Here is a 16,285-nt window from a genome sequence, read left to right as displayed (position 1 = left end):
AATTTTAGACTTTTTTCCCTATTTATGTGATAAAATCTTAATTATACACAAAGGGAGAAAAGCTTATAAAAGTAATACTAAACTTTTTATTTTTAAAAAGCAACAAATTTTTGACACATATAAATTAATTTTTGAAATAGATTATTATCATCATTTGTTTATTTCCAACATAGGGTGATTGCAACTTAAGTAAGTATTAATTGCTAAGTGTAATTGTTTTAAATTTAAAATTACGAATACCTTGGAAAGTATTTAAATCTTCGCTATCAATAAGAGTAACTACAAAATGATAGGTAGTACCATTAATAGTATAATTAAAATCATATTTTAAATTAATGGTTTCAGTGTTATTAACAGTATTACGTTGCATACTAATATTATAAGTATGTCCTAATTTAGTATTAGGAACATCAAAATAATCCTCATAGTTAGTTTTAATTCATTGGTTATTAAAGTTACTAATAATATCTGATAAACCAAGTTTTTTATCAGTGTCAGCAGTAGTACCAAACATTAAGTTTAAAATTTTAGTTAGTTCACTATTTTGGTCGAGCATAGCTTTTTCTAAAATGTCAATGGGTAAATCGGGAGTAAAAATATTATAGTTAGTTCCTGGTTTATTACCACCAAGGTCAACATATAACTGTTCAATCCTACTATCTTGAATGGGGTCATTATTTTTAATAATATCTTTTAAGGTAACCATTGCCGTAGTTAGTTTATTTAATAAACCATTAGTAGCCTCTAGTAAAAATAATTTAGTTTTAACTAAATCTATATCAATGAATTTTCCTGCAGGATATTGGTTACCAAGTTGGGTAATAAGATTAACAATCATATCAACAGTATTTTTAACTTTATCTGATGTTAGGAAACCAGCAGCGCTATCAACTAAACTATTTTTAGTGTCGTCATCAATATAAGTACTATTTAAAATAGAACCAAGTGGAGCATTAACTTTTCCAATCACGGGGGCAGTAACACCTATTTTTATATCATAAGTAAAGGTATCTAATGTTTTATCATTACCAGATCACCCTAATAATTTTTTAATAATACTTTTTAATTGTTTAGGACTATTTACTAAATTTTTAATAGTATTAGCAATATCTAATAAGTTAAAACTTTGCGTAGTTTTGTTAGTTGGAATGTCACCAACTATTAAATGTTTAACACCAAGGGTAATATCAGGCATTTTTAAAATTCATTTTTTAATTATTGGGATAATACCTTCTTTAATTAATAAAGGATATAAAGGATTGGATAATAAGAAAGGTATAAATTGTGATATATCTTTTAATAATCCATCTGTATCAATATTATTATTAGTATCAATATGGTCGCTAAGAACATCCCCTAAATATCGCGGTGCTGGTACTGGTGGCACCGGGGGAACAGGATTAATTATTTCAGAGTGGTCGCTACTAATTTTTCAAAATAAATAATTAATTAGTGAGCCACCGCGGTATAAATTAAAATCATCTTGTGATCATGAATCAAGAGCATGACCATTAGTTAAAGCAATAAGTGTGGGCGTAAGACCGCTATTTAATTTTCAATTAGTCCCATTAACTCATGCACTATACGGTTTATAACTATTATTATCTTTTGAATTAATTATGAAATTTTTTAATGCTGACAAATCATTAGGTGTTTTTTGTCCGGTGGTATCTCATTCACCATTAACTAAGCCACCCATTAATCTACTAATTTCTGGAATAAAATCGGTATCATAGTTATTAATCAAATTAATCGCTAATTGTAAAGTTGCTGGTTTATCTGCTAGATTACCTTGCAAGGTTTTAAGAAATTCCACAATCGGTCCATGGGCGATCCCATTAGGAGCAATTGCTAAACTATACAAAGTTGGGTTGTTAAATGCTGTTAGTAATCTAATTCGACTAGCAGTATTAAAACCATTAGTAATTGTTCGTCGCGTGTTAACATTTTTTGTTAATGTTCCAGTTCCAGTCCTTTTAAAATAAGTACTAGCATCAAAACCATTGGTTTCAATATTACCATTACTTCCTCATTTATTTGCAAACTCACCTCAATTATTTACGGTTTGCCCGTTACTGGCATTAACAATACTCCCATTTTTAGTTTGTTTCATAATATCATCGTTAGTGCTATTAGTGTCACTGTCAATGACTTTGGACATAACAAGACTTTTAAGAACTGATGATGTTTGATCAGCAAAACTACGAGCTATGGCATTAGCAGCACGGTTAACATAAAAGTTAAAACTACAAGCTACTAGGGGGCTAGCAGATGAAGTTATTAATAAAACAATTCCAACTTTAGTAAACAATTTTTTCATAATCTGCTCCTTAATAATTTATTGATGTTTATTAATTGTATTAATTTTACTAAAACTAAGATTTTTAAGTTGTAAGATACTTGTTTTGAACTAAATGACAGTAGTTATTAGTTAAGTTGAAAGTGAATAAAATCATTGTTAGTCAAACCAGTTAATATCTTTTGAAGCATTTTAATTGATAAAAATTGAAATAGTAATGTAATTAAATATAAAGTTTCAAAATAAAAAATGCAATAGGCGTACTGGAAATACCCTATTGTTGACAGAATATGCATAATGTATACATAAACCTGCATTTATGTTATATGTTTTTCATGATTTTTTTTACAACCGACATTTTAAATATAACTTAATATGTCGTTTTTTCGTTTTTAAAGTTTTCTGATTTATGAATATATAGGAAAAAACTTTGTTTATAAACAAAAGTTAGTTAAAATTATAAACGGACTTCTCCCCACATGTACTTGTGGAGGAAACAATGAAATTGAATGAGTTCAATAATACTTTTCAAACTGAAAAACAATGTCTTGCATATATAGCAAGTTTGAAACAAAGCAAATGTATTAGGTGTTCTAGTTTTAATTTGAATACTTCTAATTTAAGAAAAATGAGATGTTTGAAATGTCATCAAACATTCAGTATTCTCACGGGCACTATATTTTCAAAGTCACAAACACCTTTAATATCTTGGTTTTATCTCATCTTTAGATGAATAAACACCAAACATGGAATTCCATCAACTGATGTTGCAAAAGAATTGGGAGTGACCTTGAAAACAGCTTGAAGAATGGGTCATAAATCCGAAGTGCCATTGCTAAACAAGAACCTCAATTCATTGTTGAGGGCATAGTGCAAATGGATGAAATGTATCTTTCACATATGGGTTTTGTTCAACAAGGATCTTCCTTGTTGAACAAAACCTTGATTGTTGGTATTTATGAAAAAACAACCAACAATCTGATTGTGAAAGTATTGAAAAACGCAAACAGTAAAAATCTTTTGCAGTTTGCAATAAACCACATTTCTTCAAAGTGTGATGTACATACTGATTCTTGAAAAGGATATCGCGATTTGAAATCGGTTTTCACTAAGCATGAAACAGTTAACCATCAAGATGGCTATGTTTCAAAAACTGGTGTAAATACCAACCAAATTGAGTCAGTATGAAAACATATACGAAGAACATTTAAAACACATATCAAAGTTGCAAAACATCATATTCATTTATATGCAAAAGAAGCTGCATATAAATTCAATAACATACCTAGTTTTGAAACTGTAATGCTATGTTTAATTTAAAAATGTGGGGAGAAGTCCGTAGATAGGCTTTTCTCAGCATTTATGTGATAAAATTTAAAAATAGTACATAAAGGGAGAAAAGCCTTATTTTATTATTTTAATAAGTAATCATTAATTTCCTTTCTTTTTATTTAATGTATTTTAATTATAATTAATTTAGTTTTATTTTTCAATATTATAAGTGTTATTACTAGATAAGTAAGATGGTATGATTTAGTACTTGACAGATTGTATCAAAATTAAGTTGAAATTTTATTATGTGTTTTTTAGGTTATGAGGTATACTCATTTGACTAAAATAAATTTAATAAAAATAACTAATATTTATTAGTCACAGTTATATTACTAATTTAATAATGTAATAGATTTAAATTTAAAGTTACGCATACCTTGAAATGTACTTAAACTTTCAGTATCAATAAGACTAACTACAAAATGATAGGTAGTATTATTATCAGTATAAATAAAATCATAACTTAAATTAATTGTTTGAATATTATCATCAGTTTTTTCATTTATGACAATATTAGTAATATTATTAGTTTTTTTAGTTTTTTCACTAAGATATTTAGTATAGTGTTCTTTAATTCAATCATCATTTTGTTTAGTGATAATTGTTGCTAAACCTTTTTTATCATTATTGTCAATGATGATGTTAATAAGATTGGATAAGGGGCTAGTAGTATCATTAATTTCTTTTTGTAAAACATTAATTGGTGAGTTAGGTTTAAAACCTTTAGTAGAATCTGGCTGACAACCTAAAGCATAAAATAGTTTGCTAATGTCATTAGGATTAATATTGTGATTAGGATCAACAATTTGTTTTAATGTTTCAATTGTTGTTTGTAAAATTACTAGTAATCCACTATTTTTGTCAGTTAAAAACTGTGTTAATTTTGTTAAATTTATATCAATCATCTCATCTCCATGATATTGTTGTGAAACATTAGCAATTAAATTAAATATAGTATCTAAAGTTGTAATAATAGTACTAGAATTTAACATAGTTGTAATTTTATCAATTAAAGGATTAATGTAAGTTTCAGGAATTATCTTTAATAATACGCCTAATGGTTGTTGCACATCACTTATTTTTACAATAATATCATAAGTAAAAGTATCGAAACTATTTTCTTTAATACCAAGCAGTTCTTTAATAGTATTTGCTAATTGTTTAGGGTTTTGAAATAACGTTTTAATGACATCTAATAAATTAAAACTGCCACTGCTTGGATTGCTTGGTTTATCAGAAAATATTAAATGTTTAATTCCTGAATTAATATTAGGCATTGCTAAAAGTCATTTTTTAACAATCGGGATTACAGCTTCGATAATAGTAATTAAATATGTCGGGTTAGTTAATACATAATTTAAATATGGAGTAATATCTTTTATTAATTGATCAGTATTTATACTTAATCCATCAATATTTTTACTAATAATTTCTCCTAAATATTTTCGTTCAACTTGCGGATTATCATTACCTATTTGTCAAAATAAGTGATTAATTAAAATCCCACTGCGGTATAAACTATATGCCTCAGGAGTTCAATCTTGAACTTTATGACCTAGATTACTACTAATATTTCAACTACCATTTTGATTTCATTGGCTGTAAGGATTATTATCAACATCTTTTCAATTAGTCATAAAAGTAGTTAAACCACTAACATCATTAGGAACACTGTGGTCTTGATTTCAATCACCAGTATTTACATTACTTAATAATTGGGTAATAGCAGGTAAAAATTGATTGCTATAATAATTAAGTAAATTACTAACTAGTTTCATACTTGCTGTTGAATTTTTTAAATTATTTTGCAACGTAGTTAAAAACGTCATAATTGGTCCTTGTAAAATAGGACTGTTAATTAAACTATTCAAATTACCATTACTAATAAGTCCAATCGTTTTAATTTCTTTAGCATAACCTAAGATATTATTAATATTTTTTTTGCTATTAATTGTCTTGGTTAATGTTCCAGTTCCTGAAGCAACAAAAAACTGATCAGGATCAAAACCGTTAATATCAATTTTTTCATTGACACCTCAGTTATTTGCTAAGTCACCTCAGTTATTTAAAGTTTTACCAGAAGTAGCATTAACAATAGTATTATTTTTAGTTTGATTAATAATATCATCGTTAGTACTAATAGTATCGGCGTTTAAATCTTTAGACATAACAAGACTTTTAATAATTGACGATGTTTCATTAGCAAATTCTTTAGCACTACCATTAATACTATGATTAACATAAAAGTTAAAACTACAAGCAATTAGTGGCATACTACTGGTGCTTGCTATTAAAATAACACCTAGTTTAGTTAATAATTTTTTCATAGTGTCTTTCTCCTTTTTAGAAAGTTATAAGTAAAAGTGTTAAAGTATTATTTTCTATTTTTTCTTTTGTGTTTAATATGATAATATAATTAAATAGATTAAATTAAAAACTATGACCATTTATATTCTAGCATTGAATAATAACTTTTGAAACTATAAATTTAATGTTAAAATTTATCCAAATATTATTTTTGGTCTAATTATGCTATTATTAACATAAATGTAGATTGATTATTAATAAATTTAAAACCTAAAAATGGATTAAGGAAAAATTAAAATGCCAAGATTAAAGAAACGTAGTAGTAAAGTAGAATTAAAGACAACTGTTAGTAGTAAAAATAAGAAAAGAATTTTTAGGGGTGATACTTTACTATTAAAACAAACTTTAATAGCAACTTGAAAAAGCAAGCTACAATTAGTAATTTTGCTTTTATTAACTGCATTTGCTACTTCTTTAGTTACAGGTTGCTGAATTTCTTATGACCGAATGATTGATGGTAGCAAAGAAATGGGATTAGATGATCTTAAATTTGATGCTGTTTTACCCTATTCACCAGTTCCTCAAGGAATTAAACAAATTGCTGATCAAGCTTTTAGTTTAAAATTGGGGCGTTTATATTATCAAGAAACAGGGAAGAGTACTAGTAAAGCCCTTTACTTTGATAATACTGTAATTGGTAGCAATCAACAAATTAACGCTATTACTGTCAATGATGTAATTGTTGATTTTAATCATGATGTGACAGGAAAAATTACTGGTCTTAATAATTTTAACTGAGCTAATCCTACTAATCCATTAACATTTAATTTAAATAATTCTGAAGTGAAAGCCAGTATTTATGGTCAACTACAAGTTAAAGCGGTTGCCGCCACAACTTTAAGCCTAAAAAATCACTATTTACAAGCAGCATCAGACTTGTATCGTGATATTTTTATGCGTTTATCAGTACCTAATATTACGACAGCCGTCTCAGATTTTATTAAAAGTTGAATTGTTCAAAATTCCACATCACCAGAATTGTCGAAACCAGATAGTGAGTTCATTGAATGAATTTTAGAAAACAAAGTTAATTTTCAAAGTGATACTCTTGATTCTACTATTATTCCTGATGCAACTAATCTATTTGATGATAATGCTAGAAATAGTTTATTCACTACTATTAAACAAGGAATAGGTTCAAATAAAAGTGATTTTGATAATAATACCGACCCTCGAGCTGCTACTACTGCTACCTTTGGTATGAATGGTCACTATATGCGTATTGGTCGTACATTTGATAATGTTGCTACAAGTGATATTTATTCTAATCTTCATAATTATTTTTCTCCTGCTGGGTTTAATCAAATTGGAGATGGTCGCGAAACTGATGCTTATTCTTTTTATTTAGCACGTGCAGCAGCATCTTTACAAGAACGTGATATTTATGTTCGTAATCAATTTAACGCTATTGTCAAAACGGAAAATACTGTTCAAACTAATACCAAAGTTATTGATATCGGTATGCCTGGTGCCATTAATCATGCTAATTTAAAAATCTTTGAAGGAGTAGCTCCAACAAGTAGAAATGAAATTGCTATTACTCCACAATATGCACGAAAACTTCATTACAAACCAGGCGACAGTATTGTTATTAACAATAGTAGTTTTATAATTACCGGCATTGGTGGCGATGCTTATGATATTTATCCTACGATTAATGATTTAGACCCAGTTCCTAATACAAGAACAGAGTTTATTGCTTATGCTCCACCAATAGCATGAAGTAATAGTGACTGATATCCTAGTAAAGAAAAAACTGATACAACTTTAATGTATTTTACACCGTGAAATGATCGAGATAATAAATCCTTATTTAACACTGATTACTTTGATGATTTTTTCCAAAAAACTATTTTCAGTGATAATGGCAATAGTGAACATAATCAGTTTGACTATAATAAGTATTTAATTGAAAAGTATACTGCTGGTAAATCACCCACAACTATCTATCATATTGTTCCTAATCTAGTTATTGCTAGCGATAATAGCCAGTTTTCTATTTATAGTGGACGTAAGCAAATCTTTGAAAGTTCAGTAAAAGGTTTTTTATACGCTTCCATTATTGCTGTTTTATTTTTAGTGTCAATTGTTATTTTTATTACAACATTAATTGTTAAAAAAGCTATTCAGCATGGGCAAGTATCAATGGGGATTTTAAAGTCTATTGGTTATAAAACTTGACAAATTACTCTTTCGTATTTATCATATCCATTAATTGCTTTAGCAATTGCTATTCCTGTTGGTTGGATTGCTGGTTTAGTTGTCCAAGTTTATTTAACTGAAATTTTTAATACTTTATTTGTTTTACCTTATAATGTTTTTAATTTTAATGTGGCACCATTATTTGCTTCTATTGCCTTAATTATTGGTTTTATTGCCATTGCCACAGTATTAACCGCCTTTCGCGTTTTAAAGAAAGACCCATTATTATTAATTAAGAAAGATAGTGATTTAGCTCTTTCTAATAACACGAAAAAAAAGGCAAGTGGGTTTTTAAAAAATCATTTTCGTTGACGTTTTTTATTATCTTTATCAAAAACTAGTTGAAAAAAAATTCTTGTGACCTCTAGTGTCATTAGTTTAGCTACTTTATCAATTGTAGCAACAACTGCTATTCCTGCTACTATTTTTAGTTTAAAAACTAGTTATTTTAAAACACAAAAATATAAAAACTACTATGAATATCAAACTCCTATCCCTAATTTACCTGTAAGTAAATATGGTTTATATGCTTGAAACTTTTTTGATAAACCACAAGATGAACAATATTACCCTGTTTATGGAGCAATGCCATGACCAGAAGATAAAATTATTTATGATAGTAATGATGGTAGTCGTGTTGGTTGATATGATCCTTTAAGTTTTAAAGCCAATGATCCAAATCAAGATTTTGTTCATATCTTTAACTTTGACCCCAATTATAATAAAGACAAAAATGTTTTTACAACTGCTATGACTAATTATTATAACGGTCTTGCAAATGGAACACTTAGCATTAATGATTTAGCTTGATCATATAGTTGATTAGGTGGTAAAGCTTTTAGTAATGAATTATTAACTGAATTAAGTAAAAGAGACCAAACACCTGGAAGCACCTTTTCTAGTTCGTTAGTTAATTTTGCAAGTACTGCTTTACCAACTATTATTGGCGTTTCTAACCCTGGAGTTGCTCCTGGTCCAGATGCTATTAAAGAAATTTTAAAACAAACTTTACCTGGTTATGTTTGTCAAAGTTTAGATAGTTTACCTAAAATTGGCAATCAAGATCCATATGATTATTTTTCTATTGGTCACAATACAGTTGCCTTTAATCCTAACCATAGTAAAGAAAAAAATGGTCCAGATGGTCCAAGTGAAGAATTAGTAACGCAATTTAAAATTGGTTCTAATAATTCAGATTTAGCATCAAAAGGATTAATGGATACCATTGGTATTAATCCTGATACCAAAATGATTGTCTTAAAAAATAATGAAGCTAACTTATTACATTACAGTAGTACTGCTACTGTAATTCCGATGGTTATTAATAAAGCCTTTCAATCTAAATATGGTTTATCAGTAGGTTCAACATTTGATGGTGCTCCTGATATTAATACTTTATGTTATAAAAATGAAAATGGCAAAATGATTCCATTACCAAAAGATAGTTGATATTATGGTGATAACCCTGAAAATGCTCCGGATAATGGTGGTATTTGGTCAAAAAATGGAACTAAATGAAATTATCGTGAAAACGAACAAATCGGAAATACAGGTTATACTGATATTCAAGGTTATGAATATGGTGGCATGTATGGCAGTAATGGTAAACCTATTATTGATGAAAATAATCCTAAAGCCTGAAATGATATGAACAAAGTATGATTAAAAGTACCTGATAAGATTGATAAAGGTGCGTTAAAGGGAACCATTAGAAAAGCTGATGGTAGTACTTTATTTCCCTTTGATATTAACAGTATTGCAAAAACAAAAGATAGTAAATGAATTAAACCTTTCTCATTTAGTTTATCTAATAGTCCAACACCAGAACCATCAAAACCCATTGATCCAGTAGGACTTTTAACTAATCGTAATCCAGAATGATTTATAGGAATGATTGATCGTGGTATCCTTGAAAAACAAAATACTTTAAGTGGTAAGGGTAATTTACAACAAGCTATTAAAGATATGCCACTATGATGACAAAATATTATTGGTGATGCTAACCCTATTCATAGTTATCAAATTGTTGGAATTCAAGATTCTTATGATACACCAAAAGCTTATATTGACCAAAAATGAGCTAATCAAATTGTTGGCTATAGTGCTTATGATGATAATCCATACTATGATGGAACAACAGTTCCACAATGATTTAGCGGTAAACTAAGTGCCGATAATAATATCTTTGACTTGATTGGGCGGATGAGTTTTAAACAAAACGTTGATGACTATAGCATTTATGGAACAGTTGGTCTAAATAATAACGGAATTGTTCCGTTAGTTGCTAATAATGACTTACTATCAAGAAAACAAGCTATGCTTAATAAAATGTCTGACATTTCCTTTAGTGCTAGTGCATTATTTATTGTGACAACTATTATTTGTTCAATCTTAATTGTTATTATGATTACAGATTTATTTACTGACCAATTCCGACTATTTATGGCTCACATGAAAGCAGAAGGATATACTAATAGTGAAATTAACTCCTTTATTTTAGGTATTTTTACGCCATGAGCATTATTAGGATATTTAGCAGGATTTGCTATTGGTTTCTTAGTTGTATATGGTTTAATAACAACTATTACTGCTGCTACTGCTTTGGCATTGCCATTTACTATTACGTGATGAATCTTGCCTGTATCATTTGTGGTAATTGGTGGCATTTATATCTCAACCTTTATTATTAACAATAGTGAATTAAATAAAATGAATTTAATTGAATTGTTGAAATCAGATGAATAATATAATGATAAAAATAAAACTTTTAATAGTAAAAATTATTGAATATTAACATTATATGAGTTATAATTTATATGACCATTATAGATATTTAAAAAATATTTAGAGGTTACCTGTTATTTAAATTTAATATTTGACTTTAAGTCTTTCTATAATATTTATTTATAGAAAGACTTTTTCTGCACATTTGCACAATATATTTGATAAATAACTTGTAAAAATTTTTATAAAAAAAGGAGGAACTTAGTTAAATCTTTACTTAATATCAAAACAATTTCAAATTTTTACTTTTCATAAAAATATTCCCCCATTATTATTTTCTTAGTATGTTAAAGTTATTAAACATACTCTACTCTTTTCCAAAAAAAAAAAAAAATAATTATTATGTGTCATAACCTTAATATCTGTGTTATGACACATTTTTTCATTTTCCTTGAAATGTAAATATGAAGAGAAACTTTTTGCGTAAAAACAGTTACATTAATTACTTTGTACTTCTTACAATTAAGTAATTTAGAAAAAATATCAAATATAATATAATAAGATAAACTTAGAAAGGAATCTATATATGACAAGGATTATATTTATTAAGTCTTTCAACTATCAAACATTTAAAAAAAATGAAAATCAATTTTTATTTTCTTATATTCAAATTAAAATACGTTTAGCATTGCCAGCTTTTTCTCATCATAATCAAAAAATTATTTTAAACGATGGATTACCATTAGAATTTATTATTAATGGTTTTAGTAGCAATTGTATTGTTAATAATCGCGACATCATTATTCATGATTTATCTGTTAAAACCTTTAACCATGACGAACTATTTCGTCATTTAAACCAATTTATGCAAACATTTAAAACTGATAATATTATTGTTATTGGTGTTAGTGGTAATGAGGATAGTCTTAGTGATATTGAAATTGAAGTTCCTGTTTTATTCATTGGTGACTATTTTAAAAATAAAGTTATTAGCAATGATATCACTTATACGATTAATGATTTATATCATAATAAAGTTGCTAATGCTCGTGGCCAAGTAATTCAATTTTATGATAAAATTCCTACCGTTAATAAAGTTATAGTTACTAAACAAGAAACATCAATTAAACACATTGTCTTGTTTGCTAGTGACGCCTTTGGCAGTTATTTATTACAAGATAATAAACTACCTAATTTAAATAAAATTATTGCTAATGGAGCAATTACGTTGCAAGTTCATAGTGTTATCCCTACCGTTTCAGCAGTTAATTGAAATAGTATTATGTGTGGTTTGTCCCCTAATCTCCATGGATTTTTAGAATGAAATTCGTTTCCTGCTGAATTAACACCAGTTTTAAAAACCAAAGATAATGTACCGCCTAGTTTATTTTCGCTAGTTAAAACTTCTAATCCTACTGCTAAAACTTGTGCCTTTTTTCGCTGACCGTAATGACAACACATTATTGAATTAGAAAATGTTGATTATTATTACAATTCTATTCAAGCAGAAGATATTAAAAAGTGAGGACAAACTCCTAACAGCAAAATTGTTCCCAAACAATCTAATGAATTAATTAATGAAGACATTGTTAACACAGCCATTAGTTATATTAAAAAAGAAAAACCCTTTTTATCATTGATTTATGTGAATGAACCTGACACCACAGGTCATGAATTAGGCCATCAAACTTCTGCCATTAATAAAATGACAACTACGATTGACCAATGAGTCGGGCAAGTTGTGACTATGATTGAAAATGAAAAAACCATGAAAGATAATACTTTATTTGTTTTTTTAGCAGACCATGGCGGAATAGGTGTTGGGAGTGAATGTCATGGTGGTATTAGTAAAAGCGAATTAGAAGTACCATTAATTTGTTATGGTAGTATGGTTAACAAATACAAAATTCCGATACCATTAATGCAATATGATTTTGTTAAAACACTAGCATCATATTTACAATTAGAAGTTCCTAAACAATGAAATGGAACTATTATTCCCCATTTATTTATGAATGAATATAAGTTATCAGGGTTAGTATTATATGCTCGTAAGATTGGTAATTATGCCCTTTATGATAATGGTAAAAATATATTTTTAATGTTTGGTTATGAACAAGCATTAAAAAGATTAAAAGAATATGCCTAAATGCAAAATATTAAAACTTATCAATTTTATGATATTAATCATAACTTAACAGTTGTTGAATTATAAGTTACCAAGTGAAGAAATAAATTTTAGGAGTAAACAATAATAAAATGTGGATGTCAATAGGCATTCATTTTTTATCTTAGTAGAGTTTTCAATTTTTAAAATTAAGGCAAGTTGAGTTGGTAAAATGAGCATATTTATCATTATATATATATATATATATATATAATGATAAATATGAAATGTATGAATAATAAGTGGTACTTTCTATTTAAATATACAAAGGAGGTAGCAACTTATGAGAAAACTATTACTTTATTAACAGTTTTAACTCTGAAAGTACCAGTTCCATTAAATGTGATAGCATGTGGTGGCAAAGCAAATCCTGCTCCAGATACTGAGGGTACTGATTATTCAACATTAGCACAAACGACAAAAGATAAAATTCAAACTGAGTTTGCAAATTTGGTTAATGATGGTTCAAACCTAAGAAGAGAGGATGATGTTACAAATAGTGATAAAATCATGACATATTTACAAAGTATTGGTCAAACTACTGATACAGTTATTAAACAAAAAGATAGCAAAGAAACAATTGATGGGTTTTTGGAGGTTTTAAAAGCACAAGTTCTTAAAATTAGTAATAATTTAGTGAACAAGTATCCAGAATTAAAACCACTATTTAATGGTATTAATCCTAATTCCTAATGATATTTTAAAAGTAAATACTAATCACTTAGATACACTTTTAACTAACAAAAAATTTGATTGAAAGAATAATGATTTTGGTTTAGCAAATTTTGATGCAACTACAGATCCTTATAAGGTTACTGATTGATATTATATTAGTGCTAACTTGAAATTAGATTTTACATGTTTAGATGAAAATTCCAAAGCAAATACAACTACTATTAGTCAAACATATGATATGTATTTTGCTAACCAAGATTCTAATTTAAATCAAGTAGTTGAAACTATTAGTGCTAATGTTCAAAAAAACTAGATAGTATTAAATTTGTTGAACTTAATTATCCACAATGAAATGATAGTTTTGTTAATCAACAAACTAAGATTTTAACGGATATTAATCAAAAATTAAAGAAGGCATTGGTTAGTATTCAGAACTTGGAAATTAATACAAATTCAATTGCTAATCCTTATGGTAACGACTATAATTATATGAACTTTGGTGGATTAAAAGATTTAGATAAATATGATGCTTATCCTTTAACTTTACTTAATTCACAAAACTTTGTCAAAAATTCTCCAGATTTTAATAATGCCTGAAATCCAATTATTACTGCTCGAGAAAATAATTTTGTTAATCAATTGAACGCTTGAAAAACTAAACACAGTATTATTATTAATCAAGAAAATGTTTTTGTATTTGGTGAGTATCAGACAATTAATTGAAAGATTAGTGGTTTGGAAATTAAACCGTTATCACTTCCTTACTATATAACTAGTCAAGATACAACTAGAGCAAGTAATACTAGTGAAAGTTTAAAAATTTTAGAAAAATTGTTTGTTGGCCCTGATGCTTTATTTCAATATGAAAAAAATTATGCTATTGAACAAACACTTGGTTTTAAAGTTCTTTTGAATCCTGATGCTTATGATGGTTTTATTAAGAGAAACGTAACAAATCAAACAGTATATGATTATGTTACTACACAAACAAAAGATTTTGGAGTAAAAAATAATCGGACTTCTCCCCACATGTACTTGTGGAGAGAAGTCCGTTATAAATCTTTATCTAAACAAGAAGCATTTAATAAAATAAATGAAGATTATAAAGAATTTCTTATTGATAAAACATCAGAATCTATTAAACAAGAAAATAAACCTAATTCAAATGATTTTAATCCTAAAACTCTTTTAGATTTACATACAAATAGTATTAATCCAGAAGAATTAGAAAGAAAATTAAATGAAAAAGCTAAAACTACAGGTATTACTGACCATAACGAATTAGAAAAACTTGTAGATTTAGCAAGAGGAACTGCACTTAAATCTATTAAATAGAAAGAGGAAAAAATGGCAATTCCAAAAATTCCAGAAGCATTTATTATTGGTGGTAATTCCCCTACTGAAAATGCTGTTTTAAGTGTACTTGAAGCACAAGTTCGTGGTGAATTAACTGCTGAATTAAGTACTTTATTTATGAGAAATACTGTTACTGCTGACCAAATAGCCAATATTAGTGGTGTAGCAATGGCAATATATAGAGCAACAGTACGGGTATTATGAGGCTCAACATGAGATGAATTTACAGGTACTAAAAGACAAAAAGGAACAGTTAAAAAAACAACATTAATTATTGATAAAGAATTAACAATTGATTTTAATATTCCAGAATTTGATATTGAAAGATTTATGACTTCACCAGCAAATGTAGCAACTCAAATTGTTTCAAATTGAACAAGTTCATTTATGAGAAATTAATTAAAAAAGTAGATGATATTACAGTTGGTATTAATAAAGCAGATTTAACTGGTGCTTGTGGTATTGATAGTAGTTTTAATCTTGCAAAAGCATTTACATTATTAAATTATGGTCAAATTGCTGCAAATACTTTAGCCACTGGTAAAATATATACAAATCAAATTATGGGTATGGAATTTTATGAAAGTTTTTATTTAGAACAAGATTTTATACATGATACTGTTTCTGGTATGCATTTAGAAAAAGATTATAAATTATTAGATTTATTTGGTGTAGTTTATAACAGATATATGTGAGGTATGCCTATTTCATTTACAAAAGTAAGAAATAAATTAGATAATGCAACAGATAATATTCGTATTATTGGAAAAGCATTATATGCATTACCAAGTGCAATTAGACCAGATTTAATGTATATTATTCAAGAAAAAATGCCAACAGTTGATGAAATTAAAACAGAAAGAGCAAAAAATTATAAAGTTGATGCAACTAATGTTAATGCTACTTATCAATCAACAGATTATGATAATATGAATATTTTAGATTTACAAAATATAATTTATTATAAAAATTTATGAAAAATTACTATGGCTGGTGCAATACCTACTAATGATGAATTAGAAACTATAATAGTAAATATTGGTAATAATGGCTATGAAAAAGGTAAAGCAGAATTTGGTAATATTACATCAACAAGTGCTACTATGACTGGTAATAATAAAGAATATTATGGAACAGTAAAATTAGAATTTACTAAAAAATAA

12 protein-coding genes are annotated in these 16,285 nt (G+C 27.4%); 10 read left to right on the top strand and 2 right to left on the bottom strand.

The window, feature by feature from the left end; all coding sequences use genetic code 4:
- Positions 1-196: 196 nt before the first annotated feature.
- Complete coding sequence (locus ACFEL4_RS07890; protein WP_375317308.1) at positions 197-2,320, bottom strand: hypothetical protein; 2,124 nt, start codon at positions 2,318-2,320, stop codon at positions 197-199.
- Positions 2,321-2,798: 478 nt separating this feature from the next.
- Between ACFEL4_RS07890 and ACFEL4_RS07885 the strand changes: the two genes are divergently transcribed.
- Both ACFEL4_RS07885 and ACFEL4_RS07880 read left to right on the top strand, forming a co-directional pair.
- The gene (locus ACFEL4_RS07885; protein WP_375316858.1) at positions 2,799-3,170 is read left to right on the top strand and encodes a hypothetical protein; all 372 of its coding nucleotides are present in this window, start codon (positions 2,799-2,801) and stop codon (positions 3,168-3,170) included.
- A 5-nt stretch (positions 3,171-3,175) separates the two neighbouring features.
- Positions 3,176-3,619 (top strand): IS1595 family transposase, encoded by a 444-nt coding sequence (locus ACFEL4_RS07880; protein ID WP_375318377.1) that lies wholly within the window; start codon positions 3,176-3,178, stop codon positions 3,617-3,619.
- 344 nt (positions 3,620-3,963) lie between these two features.
- Here ACFEL4_RS07880 and ACFEL4_RS07875 read toward each other — a convergent pair whose 3' ends face one another.
- Complete coding sequence (locus ACFEL4_RS07875; RefSeq protein ID WP_375317307.1) at positions 3,964-5,958, bottom strand: hypothetical protein; 1,995 nt, start codon at positions 5,956-5,958, stop codon at positions 3,964-3,966.
- A gap of 277 nt (positions 5,959-6,235) precedes the next feature.
- Here ACFEL4_RS07875 and ACFEL4_RS07870 point away from each other — a divergent pair, with 277 nt between their 5' ends.
- The 8 genes from ACFEL4_RS07870 to ACFEL4_RS07835 all read left to right on the top strand — a co-directional run bounded on the left by ACFEL4_RS07870 (position 6,236) and on the right by ACFEL4_RS07835 (position 16,285).
- On the top strand, positions 6,236-10,945 hold the full coding sequence (locus ACFEL4_RS07870) for an ABC transporter permease (protein ID WP_375317306.1): 4,710 nt from the start codon (positions 6,236-6,238) through the stop codon (positions 10,943-10,945).
- 565 nt (positions 10,946-11,510) lie between these two features.
- Positions 11,511-12,374, top strand: coding sequence for an alkaline phosphatase family protein (locus ACFEL4_RS07865; protein ID WP_375317305.1), 864 nt, complete (start codon positions 11,511-11,513; stop codon positions 12,372-12,374).
- A gap of 9 nt (positions 12,375-12,383) precedes the next feature.
- Complete coding sequence (locus tag ACFEL4_RS07860) at positions 12,384-13,073, top strand: alkaline phosphatase (protein ID WP_375318376.1); 690 nt, start codon at positions 12,384-12,386, stop codon at positions 13,071-13,073.
- A 240-nt stretch (positions 13,074-13,313) separates the two neighbouring features.
- Positions 13,314-13,784, top strand: a complete 471-nt coding sequence (locus ACFEL4_RS07855) for a hypothetical protein (protein ID WP_375317304.1) — start codon at positions 13,314-13,316, stop codon at positions 13,782-13,784.
- A complete protein-coding gene (locus tag ACFEL4_RS07850) occupies positions 13,762-14,079 on the top strand; it encodes a hypothetical protein (protein WP_375317303.1) in 318 nt (105 codons plus the stop codon). The genes ACFEL4_RS07855 and ACFEL4_RS07850 overlap by 23 nt, the downstream gene beginning before the upstream one ends.
- Before the next feature lie 122 nt (positions 14,080-14,201).
- Complete coding sequence (locus tag ACFEL4_RS07845; protein WP_375317302.1) at positions 14,202-15,101, top strand: hypothetical protein; 900 nt, start codon at positions 14,202-14,204, stop codon at positions 15,099-15,101.
- A 12-nt stretch (positions 15,102-15,113) separates the two neighbouring features.
- On the top strand, positions 15,114-15,521 hold the full coding sequence (locus ACFEL4_RS07840; protein ID WP_375317301.1) for a hypothetical protein: 408 nt from the start codon (positions 15,114-15,116) through the stop codon (positions 15,519-15,521).
- On the top strand, positions 15,494-16,285 hold the full coding sequence (locus ACFEL4_RS07835) for a hypothetical protein (protein WP_375317300.1): 792 nt from the start codon (positions 15,494-15,496) through the stop codon (positions 16,283-16,285). Before ACFEL4_RS07840 ends, ACFEL4_RS07835 begins: the two co-directional genes overlap by 28 nt.

Origin of the sequence: Spiroplasma endosymbiont of Virgichneumon dumeticola, from assembly GCF_964264745.1 — a bacterium.
GTDB lineage: Bacteria > Bacillota_I > Bacilli_A > Mycoplasmatales > VBWQ01 > Spiroplasma_E.
This window is presented reverse-complemented; position numbering and strand designations above follow the sequence as displayed.